Origin of the sequence: Stenotrophomonas sp. SMYL41 (genome assembly GCF_036319965.1) — a bacterium.
GTDB lineage: Bacteria > Pseudomonadota > Gammaproteobacteria > Xanthomonadales > Xanthomonadaceae > Stenotrophomonas > Stenotrophomonas maltophilia_R.
Genome location: NZ_JAWIRX010000017.1, coordinates 40387 through 62314 on the forward strand (window position 1 = coordinate 40387; position 21928 = coordinate 62314).

General features: G+C 67.3%; 23 protein-coding genes and 1 tRNA gene. 16 read left to right on the top strand and 8 right to left on the bottom strand.

The annotated features are described in order from the left end of the window. Positions 1-26 precede the first annotated feature (26 nt). The 5 genes from def to V3B30_RS17760 all read left to right on the top strand — a co-directional run bounded on the left by def (position 27) and on the right by V3B30_RS17760 (position 6058). A complete protein-coding gene (gene def, locus V3B30_RS17740) occupies positions 27-539 on the top strand; it encodes a peptide deformylase (RefSeq protein ID WP_262083533.1) in 513 nt (170 codons plus the stop codon). Between the two features lie 120 nt (positions 540-659). Further along, the gene (gene fmt / locus V3B30_RS17745) at positions 660-1583 is read left to right on the top strand and encodes a methionyl-tRNA formyltransferase (RefSeq protein WP_329809761.1); all 924 of its coding nucleotides are present in this window, start codon (positions 660-662) and stop codon (positions 1581-1583) included. Between the two features lie 3 nt (positions 1584-1586). Further along, on the top strand, positions 1587-2918 hold the full coding sequence (rsmB, locus tag V3B30_RS17750; RefSeq protein ID WP_262083531.1) for a 16S rRNA (cytosine(967)-C(5))-methyltransferase RsmB: 1332 nt from the start codon (positions 1587-1589) through the stop codon (positions 2916-2918). A 23-nt stretch (positions 2919-2941) separates the two neighbouring features. Next, positions 2942-4651, top strand: a complete 1710-nt coding sequence (locus V3B30_RS17755; protein WP_262083530.1) for a glycosyltransferase family 39 protein — start codon at positions 2942-2944, stop codon at positions 4649-4651. 150 nt (positions 4652-4801) lie between these two features. Then, the gene (locus V3B30_RS17760) at positions 4802-6058 is read left to right on the top strand and encodes an O-antigen ligase (RefSeq protein WP_100474049.1); all 1257 of its coding nucleotides are present in this window, start codon (positions 4802-4804) and stop codon (positions 6056-6058) included. 30 nt (positions 6059-6088) lie between these two features. Here the strand turns inward: V3B30_RS17760 and V3B30_RS17765 are convergent, their stop codons facing one another. Beyond that, complete coding sequence (locus V3B30_RS17765; RefSeq protein ID WP_100474048.1) at positions 6089-6895, bottom strand: glycosyltransferase family 2 protein; 807 nt, start codon at positions 6893-6895, stop codon at positions 6089-6091. Between V3B30_RS17765 and V3B30_RS17770 the strand changes: the two genes are divergently transcribed. After that, positions 6894-7952: a CDP-glycerol glycerophosphotransferase family protein gene (locus tag V3B30_RS17770; RefSeq protein ID WP_100474047.1), complete on the top strand. Its 1059-nt coding sequence runs from the start codon at positions 6894-6896 to the stop codon at positions 7950-7952. The genes V3B30_RS17765 and V3B30_RS17770 overlap by 2 nt on opposite strands. Positions 7953-8004: 52 nt before the next feature. On the opposite strand, the gene V3B30_RS17775 is transcribed toward V3B30_RS17770, so the two are convergent. From V3B30_RS17775 to V3B30_RS17790, 4 genes are all read right to left on the bottom strand, one after another. Then, complete coding sequence (locus tag V3B30_RS17775; RefSeq protein WP_262083529.1) at positions 8005-9543, bottom strand: PH domain-containing protein; 1539 nt, start codon at positions 9541-9543, stop codon at positions 8005-8007. After that, on the bottom strand, positions 9540-10040 hold the full coding sequence (locus V3B30_RS17780) for a PH domain-containing protein (protein WP_100474045.1): 501 nt from the start codon (positions 10038-10040) through the stop codon (positions 9540-9542). The genes V3B30_RS17775 and V3B30_RS17780 overlap by 4 nt, the downstream gene beginning before the upstream one ends. A 75-nt stretch (positions 10041-10115) precedes the next feature. After that, positions 10116-11252 (bottom strand): GTP cyclohydrolase II RibA, encoded by a 1137-nt coding sequence (gene ribA, locus V3B30_RS17785; protein WP_100474044.1) that lies wholly within the window; start codon positions 11250-11252, stop codon positions 10116-10118. Positions 11253-11337: 85 nt separating this feature from the next. Continuing rightward, positions 11338-12258, bottom strand: a complete 921-nt coding sequence (locus V3B30_RS17790; protein ID WP_100474043.1) for a lauroyl acyltransferase — start codon at positions 12256-12258, stop codon at positions 11338-11340. A 61-nt stretch (positions 12259-12319) separates the two neighbouring features. Between V3B30_RS17790 and dtd the strand changes: the two genes are divergently transcribed. The 6 genes from dtd to V3B30_RS17820 all read left to right on the top strand — a co-directional run bounded on the left by dtd (position 12320) and on the right by V3B30_RS17820 (position 17421). Next, on the top strand, positions 12320-12760 hold the full coding sequence (gene dtd, locus V3B30_RS17795) for a D-aminoacyl-tRNA deacylase (protein ID WP_262083528.1): 441 nt from the start codon (positions 12320-12322) through the stop codon (positions 12758-12760). A gap of 90 nt (positions 12761-12850) precedes the next feature. Next, a complete protein-coding gene (rpoD, locus tag V3B30_RS17800; protein ID WP_100474042.1) occupies positions 12851-14704 on the top strand; it encodes an RNA polymerase sigma factor RpoD in 1854 nt (617 codons plus the stop codon). 134 nt (positions 14705-14838) lie between these two features. Continuing rightward, positions 14839-15507, top strand: coding sequence for a hypothetical protein (locus V3B30_RS17805; protein ID WP_262083527.1), 669 nt, complete (start codon positions 14839-14841; stop codon positions 15505-15507). Between the two features lie 52 nt (positions 15508-15559). Then, positions 15560-15635: transfer RNA gene (locus V3B30_RS17810), tRNA-Ile, on the top strand. A gap of 478 nt (positions 15636-16113) precedes the next feature. Further along, positions 16114-16407, top strand: coding sequence for a hypothetical protein (locus V3B30_RS17815; RefSeq protein ID WP_262083526.1), 294 nt, complete (start codon positions 16114-16116; stop codon positions 16405-16407). 324 nt (positions 16408-16731) lie between these two features. Then, positions 16732-17421 (top strand): hypothetical protein, encoded by a 690-nt coding sequence (locus V3B30_RS17820; RefSeq protein WP_262083525.1) that lies wholly within the window; start codon positions 16732-16734, stop codon positions 17419-17421. Positions 17422-17445: 24 nt separating this feature from the next. Here V3B30_RS17820 and V3B30_RS17825 read toward each other — a convergent pair whose 3' ends face one another. After that, positions 17446-17838 carry a DoxX family protein gene (locus V3B30_RS17825; RefSeq protein ID WP_262083524.1) on the bottom strand — a complete coding sequence of 131 codons (393 nt, stop codon included), beginning with the start codon at positions 17836-17838 and terminating at the stop codon, positions 17446-17448. Positions 17839-17956: 118 nt separating this feature from the next. Here V3B30_RS17825 and V3B30_RS17830 point away from each other — a divergent pair, with 118 nt between their 5' ends. Both V3B30_RS17830 and V3B30_RS17835 read left to right on the top strand, forming a co-directional pair. Beyond that, positions 17957-18376, top strand: a complete 420-nt coding sequence (locus V3B30_RS17830; protein WP_262083523.1) for an H-NS histone family protein — start codon at positions 17957-17959, stop codon at positions 18374-18376. A gap of 49 nt (positions 18377-18425) precedes the next feature. Further along, positions 18426-18833 carry a hypothetical protein gene (locus V3B30_RS17835; RefSeq protein WP_100474019.1) on the top strand — a complete coding sequence of 136 codons (408 nt, stop codon included), beginning with the start codon at positions 18426-18428 and terminating at the stop codon, positions 18831-18833. 22 nt (positions 18834-18855) lie between these two features. On the opposite strand, the gene V3B30_RS17840 is transcribed toward V3B30_RS17835, so the two are convergent. Then, positions 18856-19497, bottom strand: a complete 642-nt coding sequence (locus V3B30_RS17840; protein WP_262083522.1) for a glutathione S-transferase family protein — start codon at positions 19495-19497, stop codon at positions 18856-18858. A 127-nt stretch (positions 19498-19624) separates the two neighbouring features. Between V3B30_RS17840 and V3B30_RS17845 the strand changes: the two genes are divergently transcribed. After that, entirely contained in the window at positions 19625-20041 is a 417-nt protein-coding gene (locus V3B30_RS17845; protein ID WP_087923726.1) for a hypothetical protein, read from the top strand. A gap of 7 nt (positions 20042-20048) precedes the next feature. On the opposite strand, the gene V3B30_RS17850 is transcribed toward V3B30_RS17845, so the two are convergent. After that, positions 20049-20852, bottom strand: a complete 804-nt coding sequence (locus V3B30_RS17850; RefSeq protein ID WP_100475256.1) for a helix-turn-helix transcriptional regulator — start codon at positions 20850-20852, stop codon at positions 20049-20051. Between the two features lie 65 nt (positions 20853-20917). Here V3B30_RS17850 and V3B30_RS17855 point away from each other — a divergent pair, with 65 nt between their 5' ends. Then, on the top strand, positions 20918-21811 hold the full coding sequence (locus V3B30_RS17855; protein WP_262083521.1) for a DMT family transporter: 894 nt from the start codon (positions 20918-20920) through the stop codon (positions 21809-21811). Positions 21812-21928 lie beyond the last annotated feature (117 nt).

A 21928-nucleotide genomic window follows, 5' to 3' on the forward strand; every position in this document is an offset into this window, starting at 1 on the left:
TGCCGGCCCCCTATCCGGAAACAGCCATGGCCCTTCTCCCCATTCTCGAGTTCCCCGATCCGCGCCTGCGTACCAAGGCTGCGTTGATCGAAGCCGCCGAAGTCACCACGCCGGCCTTCCAGGAGCTGATCGACAACATGTTCCTGACCATGTACGACGCGCCGGGCATCGGCCTGGCCGCCACCCAGGTGGACGTGCACAAGCGCTTCATGGTCATCGATGTCAGCGAAGAGAAGAATGAACCGCTTGTGTTCATCAACCCGGAAATCGTCGCCAAGGACGGGGGCCGGGTGTACCAGGAGGGCTGCCTGTCGGTTCCGGGCATCTTCGCCGACGTGACCCGCGCCGACACCATCACCGTGAAGTACCTGGACCGCAACGGCCAGGAACAGCAGCTGGAGGCTGGTGAAGTGCTGGCCACCTGCATCCAGCACGAGATGGACCACCTGGATGGCAAGCTGTTCATCGACTATCTGTCGCCGCTCAAGCGCGAGATGGTGCGGAAGAAGCTGGCCAAGCAGCGCAAGCACGTGGCGTGATCGCCCATCCGGGCCGCCCTTCGGGTGGCCCGTGCCTGCGCGACGCGCGCGGGCTGTACGGCGCCGGCCGACGGCGCCGTTTTCTTTCCTGCACGAATCCATCCTGCAAGTGGGGTAGCCATGAGGATTGTCTTTGCCGGTACGCCGGAATTCGCGGTGTCGTCGCTGCGCGCCGCGGCGCGCCACCACGAGGTCGTGGCCGTCTATACCCCGCCTGATCGCCCGGCCGGGCGCGGCCGGGGCCGGGCGCCGTCGCCGGTCAAGCTCGAGGCGGTGGCCCGTGGCATTCCGGTCTACCAGCCCGAATCGCTGAAGGACGAGGCTGCCCAGCAGCAGCTGCGCGATCTGCAGCCGGACCTGATGGTGGTGGTGGCCTATGGCCTGATCCTGCCCAAGGCGGTGCTGACCATTCCGACCCATGGCTGCTGGAACGTGCATGCCTCGCTGCTGCCGCGCTGGCGCGGTGCTGCGCCGATCCAGCGTGCGATCCAGGCCGGCGACGCAACCACCGGTGTGTGCCTGATGCAGATGGAAGCCGGCCTCGACACCGGTCCGGTGCTGCTGCACCAGGAGCTGCCGATCGCCGCTACCGATACCGGCGGCCAGCTGCATGACAAGCTGGCCGAACTGGGCGCGCAGGTGCTGTCCGATGGCCTGGGCCTGCTGCGTGCCGGCATCAAGCCGATCGCGCGGCCGCAGCCGGAGCAGGGCGTGACCTACGCGCACAAGCTGGACAAGGCCGAAGCCCGGCTGGACTGGGCGCAGGACGCCGATGCACTGGCGCGCACCGTGCGCGCGTTCAATCCGTGGCCGATCGCCGAAGCGACGCTGGCCGGCGAGCGCGTGCGCATCCACGGTGCGGTCGCCCTTGACCTGGCCCATGGCCAGGCGCCGGGGACGGTGCTGGCGGCCAGCCGCGATGGCATCGACATCGCCTGCGGCCAGGGCGCGCTGCGCCTGCGCACGCTGCAGCGCGAAGGTGGCAAGGCGATCACTGCCGCCGACTATCTCAATGCCCGCCGCGACCTGCACGTGGGGGCTTGAGCGGTGTCGAAGCAGAATGATTTCTCCGTCGCCAAGGCGGCGCCGGGCGCGGCCACCCGCATGCTGGCCGCACGCGTGCTGGCGCAGGTGTTCACCCGTGGCCGCTCGCTGAAGGCGGAACTGGCCTGGGCGCTGCCCAAGCTCGGCGACAGTCGCGATCGCGCCCTGCTGGAAGCGCTGTGCTTTGCGGTCCTGCGCCGCCGCAGTACCTATGACGCCGCCTTGCAGTCGTGGATGCAGAAGCCGCTGTCGGCGCGCGACGCTGACCTGCGCACCCTGTTGATGGTGGGCTTCGCCCAGCTGGATGTGCTGGAACTGCCGGCGCATGCGGCACTGTCGGCCACGGTCGACGCCGCCCGCGCGCTGGGCCGTGAGCGCCAGGCCGGCCTGGTCAACGCGATCCTGCGCCGTGCGCAGCGTGAGGGTTTCCCGGAACAGCCTGCGCGCGATGCCTTCCCGGAGTGGCTGGCCGATGCCATCGAGCGCGACTGGCCGGCCCAGGCGGAGGCGATCTTCGCTGCCAGCCTGCAGCCGGCGCCGTTGTGGCTGCGTGCCAACCGCCAGCAGGGGGGGCGTGACAAGGCGCTGGCCACGCTGGCCGAGGCCGGCATTGCCGCCGAAGCCAGCCCGCTGAGCGCCGACGCGCTGCGCCTGGCAGCGCCCATCGCGGTGAACCAGCTGCCGGGGTTCGCCGACGGTGCGCTGTCGGTGCAGGACCTGTCGGCGCAATGTGCGGCGGACGCGCTGGCACCGGCGTCCGCCGCCCGCGTGCTGGACGCTTGCGCGGCGCCCGGTGGCAAGTCGGCACACCTGCTGGAACGTGACCCGAGCCTGCGCCTGCTGGCGCTGGATATCGATGCGCGGCGCCTGGCGCGTGCCCGCGATACCTACACCCGCACCGGTGTGGGAGAGGGCGCGCAGACTCTGGTGGCCGATGCCAGCGACCCCGGTGCCTGGTGGGATGGCACCCTGTTCGACGCCATCCTGCTGGATGCTCCGTGTTCGGCCACCGGCGTGATCCGCCGCCAGCCGGACGTGATGTTCCACCGCCGCGCCGAGGATATCGATGCGCTGGTCGGCGTGCAGGCCCGCCTGCTGGAGGCCTGCTGGTCGATGCTGCGCCCGGGTGGCGTGCTGTTGTACGCCACGTGCTCGATCCTGCGCGCCGAGAACGTCGATCAGGTGCGGGCCTTCCTGAAGTGGCATCCGGACGCGCAGGCACAGCTGCTGGATGACACATTCGGCCTGGACTGCGAGGGGATCGCGCGCCAGCGACTGCCGGGTGACAGCGATGCTGACGGTTTCTTTTACGCGCGTCTGCTAAAAACAGCCTGACCCCCGCTGACGTTCCGAGTCCCATGCTGAAATCCCGCGCGTCGCGCGAGACGTGGTTGTTCGTGGTGATGGCCCTGCTGGTGCTGGGCGCCGGGCTGGGCCTTCGTGATCCGTGGCCGTCCGACGAACCACGCTTCGCGCTGGTGGCCAAGCAGATGATCGACAGCGGCCACTGGCTGTTCCCGCATCGCGGGACCGAGCTGTATTCGGACAAGCCGCCGATGCTGATGTGGTGGCAGGCCACGCTGTACAGCCTGGTCGGGCAGTGGCGCGTGGCCTTCCTGCTGCCGTCGCTGCTGGCGGCGCTGGGCACGCTGTGGTGCGTGGTCGACCTGGGCCGACGCCTGTGGACGCGGCGCGTGGGGCTGTATGCCGGCTGGGCGCTGCTGTTCGCGCTGCAGTTCACCTTCCAGGCGAAGAAGGCGCAGATCGATCCACTGCTGCTGCTGTTCATCACCCTGGCCAATTACGGCCTGCTGCGCCACCTGCTGCTGGGACCCGCCTGGCGCTGGTGGTGGCTGGGCTGGTTCTTCGCCGGCATCGGCGTGATCACCAAGGGCGTGGGCATGCTGGCGCTGCTGATGATCGTGCCCGCGGCAATCGCTGCGGCGCTGCAGTGGCCACGGGTGGGCCTGCACGCGCGCGACGCGCGCTTCTGGCTGGCGCCGCTGGCCTTCCTGCTGGCGGTGTCGCTATGGCTGGCGCCGATGCTGCTGGCCGGCTTCGCCACCGGTTCGGACGAGTACCGCGCCTACATGGACGACATCCTGTTACAGCAGACGGCGCGGCGCTACACCCATTCCTGGGACCACCACCAGCCCGCCTGGTACTTCCTGGCAACGATGCCGCTGATGTGGATCCCGGCGTTCCTGGCCCTGCCCTGGGCGATTCCGGCCTGGCGCCGCCGGCTGCAACGCCACGACCCGCGCTATCTGCTGCCGTTGGCCTGGTGGCTGATGGTGGTGCTGTTCTTCTCGATTCCCGCCGGCAAGCGCGACGTCTATATCCTGCCGGCGCTGCCGATGTTCTGCCTGGCGCTGGCACCGCTGTTGCCGGGGTTGCTGAAGCGGCGCGACGTGCAGGCCGTGGTGGGGCTGTTCACCGGCCTGTTGTCACTTGGCCTGGCGGTGGCCGGCGCGATGGCGTTGCTGGGCGACCCGGCCTTCGAGCTGCGCCTGACCCACAGCCGCGGGCTGGCGCCCGGGGCCGTCGACGCGCTGGCATGGACGATCCTGGCGATGGGCCTGTGGGGCGGATTGAGCCTGCTGGCCTGTGGTCGTCGCCGGCAGCGTGCGCTGGTGTCGACCCTGGCGGTGGTCTGGGTGCTGTACAGCCTGGTCGGCTACCCGCTGCTGAACGATTCCAGTTCCGCCCGTGGCCTGATGCGCACGGTCGGTACACGTCTGGGCCCCGATGCCGAGCTGGGGCTGGTGGCCTGGAAGGAACAGCATCTGCTGCTGGCCGACCGTCCCGCAGCGACCTTCGGATTCGAGACTGACTGGGACGAGCAGCTGGTGGCGGCCACGCGCTGGCAGCGGCTGGCACCGGGACGCCGTTGGCTGCTCGTGCATGAGTACGCGATGCTGTCGTGCGTCGACCGCAACCGCTCTGAACTGGCCGGGGTAGCCAACCGTCGGCGCTGGTGGCTGGTGCCGGCGGCGGCGGTGACGGTGCCCTGCGTGGTCACTGCGGAGGAGCGGGAACGTGGACGGCGTTTGCAGGAACATGACTAGCCACCACGATTTCCGCTTGTCCAGTCTGCCCAAGCGGGCCCAAAGGCAGTAAAACAGCAGGCTGGGACGCCCCGTTGGTCCGTCCCGTTCTTCCAGCAGATTGCAGCGATACTTCCCGACGTGCCAGCTTCACCGGACAACCTGAACCTCATGGCCGACGACCCGCTGGGCGTTCCCGTCGGTGGGCGACATGGGGTAGCACATGGGCTGGCCCAGCTGGGCCTGTTCTGCCTGCCGGCACTGGTGCTGACCGTGCCGATCAACCTGTTGCCGTATGGTCTCCTGCTGCTGCTCAGCACCCTGCTGGCGCCGGAGCTGCTGTGGCGCGCGCGGGGCATGGCCGGTCAGCCGGTGAAGGTACTGGCCTGGCTGATGCTGGCGGTGCTGGCGCTCGGCGTGCTGTCGGTGGTGCTGTTCGAGCAGGGACTGCGTGACGTCGACAACCGTTCGCGGTTCGTGGTCATCCCATGGATCGCGCTGTGGGTCTGCGCGCTGCGTCCCAACCTGCGGTGGCTCTGGTATGGGTCATTGACCGGCCTGCTCGCCACCTTCGCGATGTCGCTGTGGCAGGTGCTGGGTGGCGCCCCGCGCGCGGAGCTGTTCACCAACGCCATCGTGCTGGCCGACATCGTGATGGTGTTGATGGTGCTGCTGGTGTTCTGCCGCCCGTCGCGGCGCTGGTCGCTGGTGATCCTCGGCATGGCCGCCGGCTGCGGCACCATCGTGCTGACCGGCAGCCGCGGTGTGTTCGCCGCCTTGCTGGCGCTGCTGGTGGTGCTGGCGCTGAGCCTGCGCTGGCGCACCGGTGCGGCGCGCCTGTCGGTGCTGGCCGGCATGCTGGCGATCGGTGCGACGTTGCTGCTGTCGGTACCGGAGCTGCGCCACCAGGTCCGCCTGAGCGAGCTGCACAGCGACGTGCAGCGGATGGAGCTGGGCGACAGTGATTCCTCCGCCGGTGCCCGCGTGGAGCGCCTGCAGGTTGCCTGGGAGACTTTCCTCGATCACCCGCTGGTAGGTGTTGGCATCGGTCATTTCGACAGTGCGATGCAGCGCGTGCCGGTCTGCCGGGAGAACCCGGAAGAGTTGCGCTGCCACCTGGGGCATGCACACAACGACGTGGCCGAATGGGCGGCGACCCAGGGCGTACCGGGCCTGCTTCTGCTGCTGGCGGTGTACGGCATCCCGCTGTGGTTGTTCGTGCGCCTGCATCGCCGCAGCGGACGGCCGACCTTCCGTGGGCCGGCCGCAGCCGGCGTCATGCTGGTGATCACCTACGCGCTGTGCGGCCTGACCCAGTCGATGTTCGCGCACCAGATGACGGCCAGCTTCTACGTGACTCTGGTCGGCCTGTTGACCGGCCTGGCGATCGTCGAAGGCGCGCGCCACCGGGCAGTCACCGGGACGTGATGCGTCGGCGCGCCGGGCAGGGCCCGGCGATCAGGGGTTCGGCGGGTCGGCCACGGCCTGGCCGTTGCCCAGCATCCACAGCATGATGGTCTTCTGGCGCACGTAGTTGGCGCGCACGTAGGCGTAGACCAGGCCGTGCCAGCCGTCGCGGAAACCACCGCGGAACACGAAGCCGCGCCAGAACCGCCAGGCCGGCGCCAGCACCAGCTTGCCCAGCGTGGCCCGCTTGCCTCGCGCGAACTCATGCTCGGCCATCATCCGCGCGTACTTCTCGGTCTTGGCCAGCTGCTGCTGCAGCGAGCGGTACGGGTAGTGGACCAGGTCACCGCGCAGCGTACCGACACTGCCGTCGACGCTGGCCGCCTCGTGGATCTCGCGCTTGCCGCGCCAGCCACCGCGGCGGCGGTCGAACAGGCGCATCACCCGGTCCGGGTAGGCATTGCCATGGCGGAGGAATCTGCCGAAGTACTCCGACAGGCGCGCGAAACGGTAGCCAGCATGGCCGGCGAAGCCGCCGTCGCGGACCTGCTCGATGGCCGCGCGCAGTTCCGGGCTGATCCGCTCATCGGCGTCCAGGCACAGCACCCAGTCGTGGCGGGCCTGCTCGACGCAGTAGGCCTTCTGGCTGCGGAAGCCATCGAACGGGCGCTGCAGCACACGGGCGCCTGCGGCCTCGGCGATGGCCACGGTGGCATCGGTGGAGTACGAGTCCACGACGATGATCTCGTCGCAGAAGGCCAGCGAGGCCAGGCAGTCGCCGATGCGGCCGGCCTCGTTGAACGCGATAATGCAGGCCGAGATGCGAGGCCGTTCGATGGGAGCGGTCGTGGAGGACATGATGGCCGGGTACCTGTTGTTTGCGACGGAGCGCTATGCGCTGCCTATTCTCGCCCCGTTGGCGCAGGCCTTGCACGCCTCCGGGCAGGAGGTGGCAGCCTGGTTCGAGGGCGGCGCCGCCGGCAGCCACCTGCCCGGGGTGCCCACCATCGGCCTCAAACAGGCCCTGGCAATGCGGCCGCGTGCCGTGTTCAGTGCCGCCAACTGGGTGCCGACCTTCCTGTCTGGCGCCAAGGTGCAGCTGTTCCATGGCTTCAACGTGGAGAAGCGGGACAGTGCGCGCGGCCACTTCCGGGTGCGTGGCATGTTCGACCTCTACTGCACGCAGGGGCCGGCCACCACCGGGCCGTTCCGCGAGATCGCCGCCCTGCAGGGCCACTTCGCGGTGGCCGAGACCGGCTGGCCGAAGCTGGATCCGCTGTTCCGCGACGATGGCGGCGAGAGCGCCGCGCTGCGCGCGCCGGCCGGCGACCGTGCGGTGATCCTGTTTGGTTCGACCTTCACCGAGCGGCTCAGCGCGGCCCCGCACCTGCTTGCGCAGATTGCTGCCGACATTGCCGAGGGCAACCGCTACTGGCTGCTGACCCTGCACCCGAAGTGCCCAGCGGAGTTGTTCGAACGCTACCGCGCGCTGGCCGGTGCCAATGCGCGCTTCATCGAGCCCGAACAGGTGATGGCCGCGCAACGCGCCGCCGACGTGCTGGTGTCGGATACCTCGTCGATCGTTTCGGAGTTCATCGTCCAGCACAAGCCCGTGGTGACCTTCCGCAACCGCGTGCCCAAGCCGCACATGATCGACTTTGACGACCCGGCGCAGCTGCCGGCGATGCTGCAGCGTGCGCTGCATCCGGACGCCGCGCTGCAGGCGGAGATCGTGCGCTACGCCGACGCCATCCATCCGTATCGCGATGGTCGCTCCAGTGAGCGGGTGATTGCGGCTACCGAGGATTTCCTGTCCGGTGAAATGGGCGCGCTGCGGCGCAAGCCATTCGGCAGCTGGGTGCGCGACCTGCAGATCCGCAAGGACCTGGGGTACTGGGGCCCGTCGCAGCGCTGATGGGCTCGGTTCTACAGTAGATCCACGCCATGCGTGGATGCGCGGTGCACCCTCACCAGCGCAGCTTGCGCCGTGCCAGCGCCGCCGCCAGTTGATCCATCACATGTTGCGCGTGCGCCTGCGGCAGGTAGTGCAGGGTCAACGCCACATCGCCATGCGCGCCGGCGGTATCCAACTGCAGGCTGCTGGTTCCCAGCAGCTTGTCCAGCGGCGAGCGCAGCAGGCGCAGGCCCTGCACCTTGTCCAGCTCGGCCCAGCGCCACCAGCGCTTCCACCAACCGCCGCGCACGGCCACGTAGTGGTCATCCAGATACCAGCCCATGCGCGCCATCTGCCGATGTGCCACCACCAGCGCCACCGGCAGCCAGGCCAGCACGACCAGGCCCCATGATCCCCAGCGCCAGTAGGCGGCTGCGGCCAGCAGGGGGACCAGCAGCAGCGCACCCAGGCACAGCCGCCACCAGCCACGCTGCGGAATGGACTGCCATTGCTTCGGAGGCCACTGCAGCTGTGGCAGCAGGTGCTGCACCAGTTGCGTGCAGCGCTCCTGGGTTGCCAGCGGCGCCAGCTCGCGCAGGGCGCGGTCCTCATCGCGCGAGGGGCCGCCTGCAGCACTGTCGATGCGCAGCTGGCGCAGGCCGAACCAGCGATGCAGGGTGCTTTCGCGCAGCGTCCAGGCCTGGATGCGGCGACGCGCCACGCTGCTGCGGGTGCGGCTGAGCAGGCCGGCCGACACGGTCAGGCGGCGATCCTGCTCGCTGAGCGTGAAGCCGTGATAACGCAACAGGGTCAGCACCACCGAAAGCACTCGCAAGCCCAGCCAGCCCAGCAGCAACGCGGCAGCCAGCAGCAGGAAGGCGCCGGCCACGCCGGGATGCAGGTGGCTGGCATAACCGAAGGCTTCCTGGCCGCCACGCTGGATGGCCGCGTCCATCACCGGCCGCGGCACGGTCTGGAACAGCACACCGAACGCGGCAATCGCCAGTGCCCAACCCCGGTTGGAGAGCAGGCCCATGCGCACCACGTCCCAGCTCGACAGGCGCAGCAGCACGTGCTCGGCGTCGGCCCCGGTGAGGGAGGGGGCGGCGACAACGTCAGCGGCCTGCGGTGCCTGCCCACGCTGGCGCACCAATCGTTCCAGCGCCAGCGCCTGGTCCAGCTTCAGTACGCGCATCTCCGCTTCCGGGCGCACGCCGCCGGCCGATTCCAGGCGCAGCTCGGCCACGCCGAACAGCCGGTGCAACGGGTTCTGCCGCACTTCCACGTTGTGGATGCGGGCGAACGGGATCTCGCGGCGGTTGCGCGCCAGCAGCCCGCTGCGCACGGTGATCGCATCGTTGCCGATGCGGTAGCGGTAGCTGAGGTACTGCAGCACCGATACCAGCACCAGCGCGGCAATCGCCGACAGCGGGATCAACTGTGCCCACATCGGATCGCGGTCGCCGCGCTGGCCGAACACCAGCAGCGCGACCAGCGGCAGGAAGTAGTGGCGCAGCTGCATCAGCAGCACGAACAGCCATGACCACGGGTGCAGGCGATGATCCTCGCCACCCTTGGGCAGCGACGCGGGCAGGGGCGGTGGCTGGCTCACAGGGCGTCGGCGTCCTGGTCGAGCTGATGCGACAGGGTGTCGCGCAGGCGCTCGGCGTCGGCATCATCCAGGCCGCTTACGGTCACTGCGCTCATGCGGGTCCCGGCAGTGTGCACGATCAGCGTGGCCAGGCCGGCGCGGCGTTCCAGCGGACCACGACGCAGGTCCAGGTGCTGCACGCGCGAAATGGGAATGCGCGTTTCCAGCTGCCACATCAGGTCGCGGCGCAGGCCCAGGCCCTGTGCATCCAACCGCCAGCGGGTGCGGGTCAAGCGCCGGCGGCCCAGCCATGCACCGAAGGCAATGCCGATCAACAGTCCGGTAGCAGCCGTCCACAGGCCGCCGGGCAGATCTAGAAACCAGGCGGCCGCAGCCAGTGGCAGGCCCGGCACGAACAGGCCGCCGAAAGCACCTTCCAGTGCAGCGAGGCGGGCGGCGCGTTGTGGCAGCGACTGCCAGGCATCGGTGGGTGGGGAAGGCAGGGGGACGTCGGTCACGCGGGCTCCGTCAGGTGGCAGGGCGGGCGATGGCGGCCGAAACCGCACCGCGCAGACGGTAGCAGGTCGGCTGCGTTACTGCGCAGCCTGGATCAGCGCGTCCACGTCCAGCATGTGGCCTGCGCGATCAGCCTTGGTGCGCAGGTAATGCTCGTTCTCGGCGGTGATCTCGCCGGTGACCGGAATGCAGTCCAGCACCTCGATACCAGCGTTGCGCAGGCGCTGTGCCTTGGTCGGGTTGTTGCTGAGCAGGGCCACGCGCGAAATGCCCAGGCCATGCAGCATCGCCACCGCACTGCCGTAGCGGCGCTCGTCGGCGCCGAAGCCCAGCTGTGCATCGGCATCGATGGTGTCCAGGCCATCGTGCTGGTAGCCGTAGGCGCGCATCTTGGCCGCGATGCCGGTGCCGCGGCCTTCCTGGTCCAGGTACAGCAGCACGCCGCCGCCCAGTTCCTTCAGCTTGCGCAGGCCGCGCCGCAGCTGGTCGCCGCAGTCGCACTTGAGCGAACCGAACAGGTCGCCGGTCAGGCACGAGGAGTGCACGCGTACCGGCACCACCGCCGACAGATCCGGTTCGCCGACGATGATCGCGACCTGGTCGCGCTGGGCCACGCCGCCACGGAACACTGCGAAGGTAGTCATGCCGACGTCGCGCAGCGGCACTGGCGAACGCGCCACCAGTTCGTAATCGTGGGCGGCATGCGCGGCGCCTTCGGCGAGGTCGCACAGGGCCACCTCGGCGGCACCATCGAAGGTGCGGTCATCGGCATCCAGGCGCACGGCCACCATTGCCGGCAGCAGCAGGCCCAGGCGGGCCAGTTCCACTGCGCCGGCATCGAAGGCGTCGCCGGCGCTCCAGCCGTCCGGCATCGGGCCGGGCTCGCGCAGGTAGCCCAGCGAGGGCAGGGCATCGAAGGCAATGCCGGCCAGCGGCAGGCGCGCGCCTTCCGGAGCCTCCACGCCGAGCACGCGGGCGCGGGTGGCGGTCAGGAACAGGTAGTGGCGCTCGCGCGCGGCACCGGCGAAGGCGGCGAAGCTGCTCGCGGTGGCGCTGTCCAGGGCGATCACCGCCAGGCGCTGGCCCTGGCCATCGTGGAGCAGCACCGGGCGGCCGGCACGCAGTTCGGCCACCGCGCGTTCGCAGCGGATCGCGGCGGGGTCGCCGAACAGGGAAGAAGCAGCGGGCATGGCAGGACCGGGGGAGGCGGACATCGCAGTCTCTATGGGGGCGCCGGCGTCGTATTCAACGTGGTGCGGCCGCCGGTCGCAGGGGCCGGGGACCTGGGTGGAGCGGCCGTCAGTGGGGATGCTCTTCGGTCGCGTAGGGGTCTTCCTCGCCACTGCCCGGTGGCCGCAGCGTATAGCGCTTGTAGGTCCACTGGTACTGCGCCGGGTCGCGGCGGGCGATGCGCTCGATGCCGGCGTTGAGCGCGGTGGCGGCCACCTGCGGGTCCGGGTCGGCCACGGCGGGGTCGGTCGCTTCGATATGCAGGGCGAATTCCATGTCCGGCCCAATGCGCTCGCACCAGCCATACAGCACGGTAGCGCCGGTGCGCTCGGCCAGCCGGTTGACCAGGGTCATGGTCAGCGCCTGCACGCCGAAGAACGGCACGAACACGCCGTCGCCGGCCTTGGGCTGCTGGTCGGGCAGGATGCCGGTGGCACCGCCGTCCTTGAGCACCTTGAACAGCTGGCGCACGGCCGGTCCTTCGGCGCGCACCTGCTGCACGTTCTGGCCGCCCCGCACCAACTGCAGGAAGGCATCGCTGGCCTCGTCCTCCGGTGGCTTGTAGACGATGGCGATCTGACCGCGCGAGGCCAGCCACTGGTTCAGCAGCTCCCAGTTGCCGAAGTGCGGGGCGGCCACGATCACGCCCTTGCCACTGGCCAGTGCCGCGTCGTACAGGGCTTCGCCGTGGCGCTGCTTCAGGTGGAGGCGCAGGTTGTCGGCCGGTTCCTGGCTCCACAGGCGCAGGGTCTCGATGGCCTGCAGCGCCGTGGAGCGCAGCAGTTCACGGTGCAGGCGGTCGCGTGCAGCGCCGTCCAGTTCCGGATAGATCAGTTCGAGATTGCGCCGGGTGACGCGGCTTTCACGGGCATTGAGACGGACCCAGGTCCACGCCAGGACGCGCGCGAGCCCCCGCAGCAGCGGCCAGGGCAGGCGGGCGAACAGGGTGGTGGCGCGGTATACCAGCCGGGCTTTGCGTTGCGGATTCATCGGCGCCAGTTTAGCCAAGGGCGCTGCTATCGTGGCCGGCCCTGTTCATTGGAAGCCTACGATGCTCGTCCTGATCCAGCGTGTCAGCCAGGCTGCCGTCCATGTCGATGACGAGGCGGTGGGCCAGATTGGCCCCGGCCTGCTGGCCCTGGTCGGCATGGAGCCGGGTGACACCGAGGCCCAGCTGCGGCGGATGGCCGAGCGCCTGCTGGGCTACCGGGTGTTCGCCGACGAGGCCGGGAAGATGAACCGGTCGCTGCGCGACACTGGTGGCGGCCTGCTGCTGGTCAGCCAGTTCACCCTGGCGGCCGACACCCGTTCGGGCATGCGCCCGAGCTTCACCAGCGCCGCGCCGCCGGACGAGGCTGAACGCGGGTTCAATCAATTTGTCGAGATCTGCCGTGAAAATCACGCGCCAGGGGTGGAAACGGGCCGATTTGGTGCCCATATGGTCGTCAGCCTGGTCAATGACGGTCCCGTGACCTTCCTTCTCAGGCCCTAGGCCGCCGGGACCACCGCCCGGCAGGCGGGGCCCCGGGCTGGTATAATGCTACGTTCCCTATTTCTCCCTAGCCGGTGGCGCGAGCACTACATGGCCAACGAACGTCCTGCCCAATCCGAAATCAAGCAACTGATCAGCAAGGGCCTGGAACAGGGCTACCTGACCTACGCCGAAGTCAATGACCATCTGCCGGACGACATGGTCGACCCGGAACAGATCGAAGACATCATCGGCATGATCAACGGCATGGGCATCGATGTCCATGAAGTTGCGCCGGATGTGGAAACCCTGCTTCTCAACGATGGCAACACCGGCAACCGCGAAGTCGATGACACCGCGGCCGAGGAAGCTGCCGCCGCGCTGAGCGCGCTCGACACCGAAGGTGGCCGTACCACCGACCCGGTGCGCATGTACATGCGCGAAATGGGCACCGTCGAGCTGCTGACCCGCGAAGGCGAAATCGCCATCGCCAAGCGCATCGAGGAAGGCCTTTCGCAGGTCCAGGCCGCCCTGGGCCAGTTCCCGGTCTCGGTCGAGTCGCTGCTGACCGACTACGAAGCCCACAAGGAAGGCAAGAAGCGCCTGGCCGAAGTGATCGTCGGTTTCAACGACTTGGTCGACGAAGAGCCGGCGCCGCCGGCGGCCGCTGCCGATGACAGCAGCGATGCCGACGCCGAAGGCGATGAGGACGAGGACGATGATGTCGAGGGTGGCGATGAAGAAGCCGCGCCGACCGGTCCGGATCCGGAGGAAGTCGCTGCGCGCATGCAGGCGCTGAGCGATGCCTTCAACGCCTTCAGGAAGGCCGCGACCAAGGGCGACAAGAAGAACCTGCCGCGCCTGCGCGAAGAGATGTCGGCGGTGTTCGTCACTCTGAAGCTGCCGCTGCCGCTGACCGACGTGCTGACCAAGCAGCTGCGCGACACCATGGCGTCGATCAAGGCCCATGAGCGCCGCGTGCTGAACCTGGCCACCGTTACCGCCCGCATGCCGCGCAAGGACTTCATCCGTTCCTGGGAAGGCAACCAGACCAACCTGGAGTGGGTGGAAGACGCACTGAAGCGCAAGCAGAAGTGGTCGTCGGCCCTGCGCGAAGTGAAGGACCAGATCATCGCCGAACAGCAGGCGACGATCGACATCGAGAAGCTGACCCAGCTGGACCTGGAAGAGCTGAAGGAAATCAGCCGTGCCATGGCCTATGGTGAAGCCAAGGCGCGCAAGGCCAAGAAGGAAATGGTCGAGGCCAACCTGCGCCTGGTGATCTCGATCGCCAAGAAGTACACCAACCGCGGCCTGCAGTTCCTCGACCTGATCCAAGAAGGCAACATTGGCCTGATGAAGGCCGTGGACAAGTTCGAGTACCGTCGCGGTTACAAGTTCTCGACCTACGCCACCTGGTGGATCCGCCAGGCGATCACCCGCTCGATCGCCGACCAGGCGCGCACCATCCGTATTCCGGTGCACATGATCGAGACGATCAACAAGTTGAACCGCATTTCCCGCCAGATGCTCCAGCAGTACGGCCGCGAGGCTACGCCGGAGGAGCTGGCCAAGGAAATGGACATGCCGGAAGACAAGATCCGCAAGGTGATGAAGATCGCCAAGGAGCCGATCTCGATGGAAACCCCGATCGGCGACGACGAGGATTCCCATCTGGGCGACTTCATCGAGGACACCAACGTGGAGTCCCCGATCGAGAACACCACCAACATCAACCTGTCTGAAACCGTGCGCGACGTGCTGGCCGGCCTCACCCCGAGGGAAGCCAAGGTGCTGCGCATGCGCTTCGGCATCGACATGAACACCGACCACACGCTGGAAGAGGTCGGCAAGCAGTTCGACGTGACCCGCGAGCGCATCCGCCAGATCGAAGCGAAGGCCCTGCGCAAGCTGCGTCACCCGAGCCGCTCGGAGCAGCTGCGCAGCTTCCTGGATATCGATTGACGGGTATCCGCTGCATATGAAGCACCCGACAGACCCCGCGCAAGCGGGGTCTGTTTTTTTGCCCGCGTTCGTCCGCGTCGCGCGCGACGGGAAAGGATGCGTGTCCTGTTTTCGCACTGGTCAATGGAATGCCGATGAAACTGCCGATCCTGCTGCTCTCGCTGTCACCGCTGGTTGCCTGGGCGGATACTCCACAACCACCGGCATGCAATGCCGAGAGTTTCTTCAGCAGCCAGTTCGACTATGCCGTGGGCCGCGTGGTCGATGCCGGGCAGGTGCTGCTGCTGGGCGAGGCAGAAGGCTGCCTGGACGAGGAGCGGGACGGGTGCCGCAGTGGCGAGGAGATGGAACCGGGCACCGGCCTGGTGATCGGCGACCGCTGGAACAGCTACTACTGCGTGAAAGCACGTTCGCCGAGCAAAGAGGTGGTGGGCTGGGCGCCGGAGTCGCGTGTGATGAAAACCAGCAGCTACGTCGAGACCAGCCTGACCGACTGGGTCGCCCATTGGGAGCGCAGTGACGGAAATGCCATCGACATCGCAGCCAAGGGGGACGCATTCGAGCTGAGCGTGCCCGGTAACCACGAGGGAGCGGCGCCGCGGGTTCTGGGTCGCGCTGCACCAGAGGAGGATGAGGACGTGCTGCATCTGCATCAGGGGCGCTGCACGACGCGAGTACTGCTGCGCGGCACCGACCTGGTAGTGGCCGACAACGGACAGTGCGATGAGCGCGAACGCCGCCTGCGCGGTGAATACCACAACCGTGCGCCGTTGGATCGGTTGATGCAGCGCCTGGGGCAGTAGTGGCGCGCAGTGGAAACCCTTTGCCGGCCTCACTACACTGTGAGGCTGCGCCGGGCCTATAGCTCAACGGTTAGAGCAGGGGACTCATAATCCCTTGGTTCCAGGTTCGAATCCTGGTGGGCCCACCATCGAATCAGGCACTTTGGATCATCCGCAGTGCCTCCTTCGTCAAACCGACGCGGCCCGATGACCGCTCGGTGAGCGTCCACGCCCCGCTACCGTTGCCGTTGGTCGCGGGCTGCCCCTGCGTCCTGGGGCGTTCACTGCGAAGCGCTCCTGGGTGCGCGAATCCAACGCCTCCAACCTTGTGCTTGGGCGGGAAGATGCCCTTCTCTCTCCCGCGGTGGATGTCGATGGGCCTCCTGAGCCGGCATGGCAGGTGCAGGGTGAGCGCTAAAGGGAAGGGCCGGCCGCCTCAAGGTTCACGCGGACATTCTCGATGGAACTGCTGGGGGGCACCGGCGCAGGTGACTCAGGGATTCCGTACCCGGCTGAAGTGCGCGATTATCTGCCCGCGGGACTTCCGCAACCCGACATTGCGTTCCAGCCTTTCCAAACGAATAGAGTCCAGGGGGATCTATGCTTCGTTTAGTGATTGCTGTAGCCGTGCTGCTGTTGCTCGTCACTCCTACCCGAGCCCAGCCCGGGCCAGTGTGGTTCCAGGTCAACATGAGCTGCACCTACACACCCGTTCAAGCGCGATGCGTGATCGTCAACAGCAGCAGCCTGCCCATGTATTGTGACCTGCGCGCAGATGCCAAGCTGATCACGGGCCATTTCCTGTATGCGTACATGAAAGACTGGGTTCAACCGCAGGATTGGCGCCACGTGTTCGTGTACTCGAATCCGCCGAATCCGCCGATACAGGCCGTGGTGGGTGGCGGGATGTGCCGGCACTAGCGCATCGGGGCCATTGATGCGATTGACGCAATCAGAGGCAACAATGGCCCCGTCCGCTTGGATGTTTGCCAAGCGTGATTGACTGCATGCAAGCATCGGGCGCGTCCAGCGAGCGCGATGGCGATACGCCGAAAGCGGGTGCATTCCAGGTTCTATTGGAGTGGACATCCAGAATGGGTGGAGCGATCAGTGCAGCATGAGGCCGGGTACGATCCGCTCCAGGAGACGCGCGGCGGATACGCCCGATGGGCTCCTGTGCAGACGGTGGTTGTGCAGAAGGTGGCAAGATGCGACATCCGCCGATCCGTACGACAAGGAGCCCGCATGAAGCGCATTGCCTGCACGTTCGTCGTCCTGACTGCTCTTGCGGCATTGCCTGCCGCTGCAGCAGAGCCACCCGACTCACCCAAGCGCCCGTCCGTTGAAACCCTGCAACGCCTGATCGTCGACAGGGCACCACAGACGCGCGTGGAAACACCCGACCACGAGCGCATCACTGCACGGCGTATCGATATCGTCGATGACACGGGCGTGATCCGCATGACGCTGTCCGGCAAGACGCCGGCGCCGATCATCGATGGCCTGCAGTACAAGCGCGCCTTCAACGTGGCCGGCATGGTGCTGTATGACGACACGGGCAGCGAGCGTGGTGGTTTCGGTACTGCCGATGTTGACGGTGGCATGGCGGTGCTGGCGCTGGATCACCCGGCGATGGATGCGATCGGCTGGCGGGTATCGCCGGACGGCGCGGTGAGCTTTTCGATCAACCAGGCGCCGAAGCTGATCCGCGAGCCTGCGCTGGGCAACAAGCTGATTCCCGGCGTGCAGGCACCGACCCGAATCGGCCTGGTGGTCGGCTCTGACGGCACGCCGGCCATCGCGTTGAATGACACGGCCGACCGCACGCGCCTGCGCCTGACCATCACGGCCGAGGGTTACGGCGCCATCGAGTTCCTGGATGCGCAGGGAAGGGTGATCCACACGCTGGCGCCGGAGGCCGGACTTCGCCGCTAGCGCGTACGCACCACGGATCGAGGCTTACCCGCGCCGCCCACGCCCATCAATGCTGTAGCGCCCCGCCCCGGTGCAGGCCAGCAGCAGGAACCCACCGGCCAGCCCCAGGTTCTTCAGGAACATGATCTGCTGGGTCTGGTCGGCGAAGTTGTGATGGAAGATGAACGCGGTGACCAGGCTGAAGCCGGCCAGTAAGACCGACACCAGCCGGGTCTGGAAGCCGAGCAGGAGGCACAGGCCGCTGCCGATTTCGAAGGCGATGGTCGGCCACAACAGGATGCCGGGCATGCCCATCGCTTCCATGTAGCCCTGGGTGCCGCTGAGATCGCCGAGCTTGCCCAGCCCGGACACCAGGAACAGCGCCATCAGCAGGAGGCGTGCAAGCAGGTAGGCGAGCGAATGCGATGAGGTGCTCACAGGGATGTCCTCGGGGATGGCAGACGAAGGCGATCGGAGCCCACCGGCAGTGAAGCCCGTGTCTACGCGGAAGGCAAGGCGCCTTGACAGGCGCCGCGCGGCAGTAGACCTTTCCCGCATGACGATCGATATTGAATCGCTCAGCCTTCGGGAGCTGAGCGCCTTGGTGGTTGCCGCTGAACAGCGGAAACAGCTCATTTCAAGCCGGCGTCCGGCCAGCGCCGTGCGGCGGATGCTGAAAGCCGCTGCGGCCGAAGCTGGCTACACCCTTGAAGAACTCTTTGGCGCAGAGGCCATCGAAGCGGCCGCACCCAGCCGCAAACCCGCACGGCGCAGGGCCGGCAAGGTGGCGGCCAAGTACCGCGACCCGGAGTACAAGCGACTGACCTGGTCCGGCCGTGGGCGCATGCCGCGCTGGCTGGCGTCCAAGGTGCAGAAGGGCCACAAGGTTACCGACTTCCTGATTCCCGGGCTGGCACGGCCGACGGCGCGCAAGAGCAGCCCGATCGGCAAGCGCACGGTATTCAAGAAGGATTGACCCTGCCGCGTTGCTACCCTGGCTGGGTCTTTGAACGAAGGAGCGCTGCGTGGCACACGATGGCAGCATGACAATCCCGACCAGAATGCTCTATATCGCAGCAGGCGCCGCGGTGCTGGTCAGCTTGCTGGCCTGGGTGGTGGAATGGAGCGGGATGGCTTATGTCTGCCCGTACTGCCGCGTGCAGCGCACGGGCATCGGCGTGCTGGGCCTGCTGACGCTGTTCGCGCGCCCGGGCGGTCTCATCGTGCCCTGGTTGTCCTACACCGCAGGTGGGTTCGCGTTCGTGGTCGCGGCGATGCAGCACTTCAACGGCTGGAAGCGCATTTCCGCCGGCGACTTCAGCTTCAACACGCAGTGGTACATCGATCCGTGGTTGCTGTCAGGCTGCGCGATGCTGATCCTGGTGGCACAGCTGATGCTGGTGCAGGCCGCCTGCCGGCGTGGTCTACGCTGAGGCCTGCCCACAGGGCGTAGCATCAGGCGTTCTGGAACACGGCCAGCTGCGCAGCGAAGGCGCGCTGGTAGGCGGGGCGCTGTGTTGCACGGCCCACATAGGCGACCACCTGCGGGTGTTCGTCGAGCAGGCCACTGCTCTTCAGGCGCAGCAGTACCGAAACCATCATCAGGTCGCCGGCGCTGAATTCACCATCCAGCCACGACGCCGAGCCCAACCAGGCGGACAGTTGTGACAGCCGCATACGCACACGCTCTTCGAGCATCGGCAGGCGCTGTGCATACCAGGGCTGCTCGCGCTCCAGCACCCAGGCCATCGAGCGCTCGACGATGGGTGGCTCCACCGTATTCAATGCAGCGAACACCCACATGATCGCGCGCATGCGTGCATCCGGATCAGCAGGAAGCAGGCCGGCATGCTGCTCGGCCAGGTGCAGGACGATCGCGCCGGATTCGAACAGGATCTGGCCGCCGTCCTGCCAGGTGGGAATCTGCCCGAAGGGATTGCGCGCCAGGTGTGCAGGCTGCTTCAGCTCGGCGAAGGTGAGCAACTGCACGTCATAGGGCGCGTCCAGCTCCTCCAGCGCCCAGCGTACGCGCATGTCACGGGCCAGGCCCTGGCCGCGGTCCGGGGAAGTGGCGAATGCGGTAAGGATCGGGCACATCGGGATACTCCTGCAGGCCGAAGGGCCCGCCTTTTCCCTTTCGACGAACGACGGGGCGGGAAATCGACAGCCTTCCCGGGCCACCGGGCGATACACTGTCCATTACCTGTCAACCCTATACCTCCCCATGTGGCAGCGCCGCGCCTCCCTGGCCGAACTGCAGCAGCAACGCGATGTGCTCCAGGCTGAAATGGATGCGGACGCTCTGCGGCTGGTGTCGCAGCTTCCGCCGGATGACCTCGTGGCGGCGCTGATGCCGCAGGCGCGCCGCCTGCAGGAACTCCATCAGCAGATCATGCGGGCTACACCGCCACGCGAACTGATGAAACGCCTGCAAGCGCTTGAACGGCAGCTGCTCGAGCCCGGTGCACAGAGCGCTGGCGTGCGGCAGGGGCTGGAAAGTGAACTGCGCGACCTGCGTCTGTACTTCGGCAATCCGCGCCGTCGCCCATTGACGGCGAAGGTGCTACTGATCCTGTTGGCGGGCGTTGCGGCAGCGTTGTTGCTGCCGAAGCTGCTCGTGGACCTGCTGGTCGCTCTCTAGGCCTTCCTCACCCCGCTCGATGCAGCTTCCGATACTGGTCGGGCGTGCACTGCGCATGCCGCTTGAACATCTCGGCGAAGGCGCTGACCCCTGAGTAGCCCAGCTCCTCGGCGATGCGGCTGATCGGCCGTCGCGTGCACAACGCTTCGGTGGCCCTGACGAAGCGCATTCGCCCGCGCCAGTCACCCAACGACATGCCCAGCTCGCTGCGCGCCAGGCGCTCCAGTTTGCGCACGCTCATGTGGTGCCGTTGCGCGATGTCGGCGACCGTTTCGGCGGCGTGCAGATGCTTTTCCATGTATGTCATCACCTGCTTCAATGCGTCGCTGCTGGCGATCGGCAGGAAGCTGGGCAGTACGGCGGCGTTGACGATCTGGTCGATCACTACGGCCGCCATGCGGCGTTGTGCCGGTGATTGCGGATCAGTCACGCCCTGGCGCGCCAGTTCGTGCAGCAGTTCGCGCAGAAGGGGCGTGACCTCCAGCGCCCGGCACCGCGCGGGCAAGCGGCGTGACAATGCTGGTGACAGATAGGCCGATCGATAGGCCAGCACCGAGCGGTTGCGCGAGTAATGGGCCACGCCGGGTGGAATCCACAGCGCGTAGTGCGGTGGCGACACCATCCACTCGCCCTCGATCTTCATTTCCATCACGCCCTGCGCAACGAAGTTGAACTGCCCCCAGGGATGGCTGTGCGTACCCCAGTCGTTGGGTTCCATTGCGCCTTGCCGGAAGTAGATCGGGCCGGGCAGCTGGCGGAAGGTGGGGATGGGTTCCATCGGTTGCCGCAAGCCCGGGTCGGAGTGGCGCATTTTCGGGATGTCCTTGATATGCGCCAAGCCTACGCTGGGCAACCTCCCACGTACACCCACATTCCGTGAACTATCTTTTTCCGATCCTCGCCTGCCTGTTGTGGGGCGCGAACACCATCGTCACCAAGCTTGCCTCGGGCTCGGTCGGCCCCATCGACATCGGCTTCTTCCGCTGGCTGGTTGCTGCCGTTGTCCTGTTGCCGTTCGCGCTGCCGAAACTGCGTCATAACCTGCAGACCGTGCGTGCCAACCTCGGGCGCTTCCTGGTGCTGGGCTGCCTGGGCGGTGTGATGTACCAGTGCCTGGCCTATTACGCGGCGCATTTCACCTCGGCCACCAACATGGGGGTGATCCAGGCCCTGATTCCGCTGATCGCGCTGGCGCTGTCACGCGTGTTCATGGGCCACCCGGTGCGTGGCGCCGCTATCGTCGGTGCGTTGATCTCCACGGCCGGCGTGGTGGCGGTGGTATCGCAGGGCGACCTGGCACGGCTGGCGGCGCAGGGCCTGAACCGCGGCGATGCGATCATGCTGATCGGTGCATTGGCCTTTGCCGCCTACAACGTGCTGATGCAGCGCTGGAAGATTCCGCTGTCGATGCTGGAGTCGCTGTTCCTGCAGGCCACGGCGGCGTCGCTGATCCTGCTGCCAGTACAGCTGATGGCCGGCACCGGGGTGAACAACCTGACCGCGGTGGGCTGTATCGGTTTTGCCGCGGTGTGCGCATCGATCCTGGCGCCGTTGACCTGGATGACGGGGCTTTCGCGGCTGGGAGCCGCACGTGTATCCGGCTTCTTCAACCTGGTGCCGATCGTGACCGCTGCACTAGCCGTGCTGCTGCTGGGCGAATCGCTCAGTGGCTGGGTATTGGCCGGCGGCGTGCTCGCAGTGTCCGGTGTGGTATTCGCCGAGTACAGCGCCAAGCGTGCGACGGTTGTGAGTGAGGCCGAACCGGTGTGATGCTCCACCTCCCGCGACGGCGCTGTCTGTGAATGCGGCGTCTTCGCGTGCCTGCGGCGACCGCCCTACACGGGGAGTGCACGTGCCGTCCACGTTGTGCGATGCGCTTACGCTTCA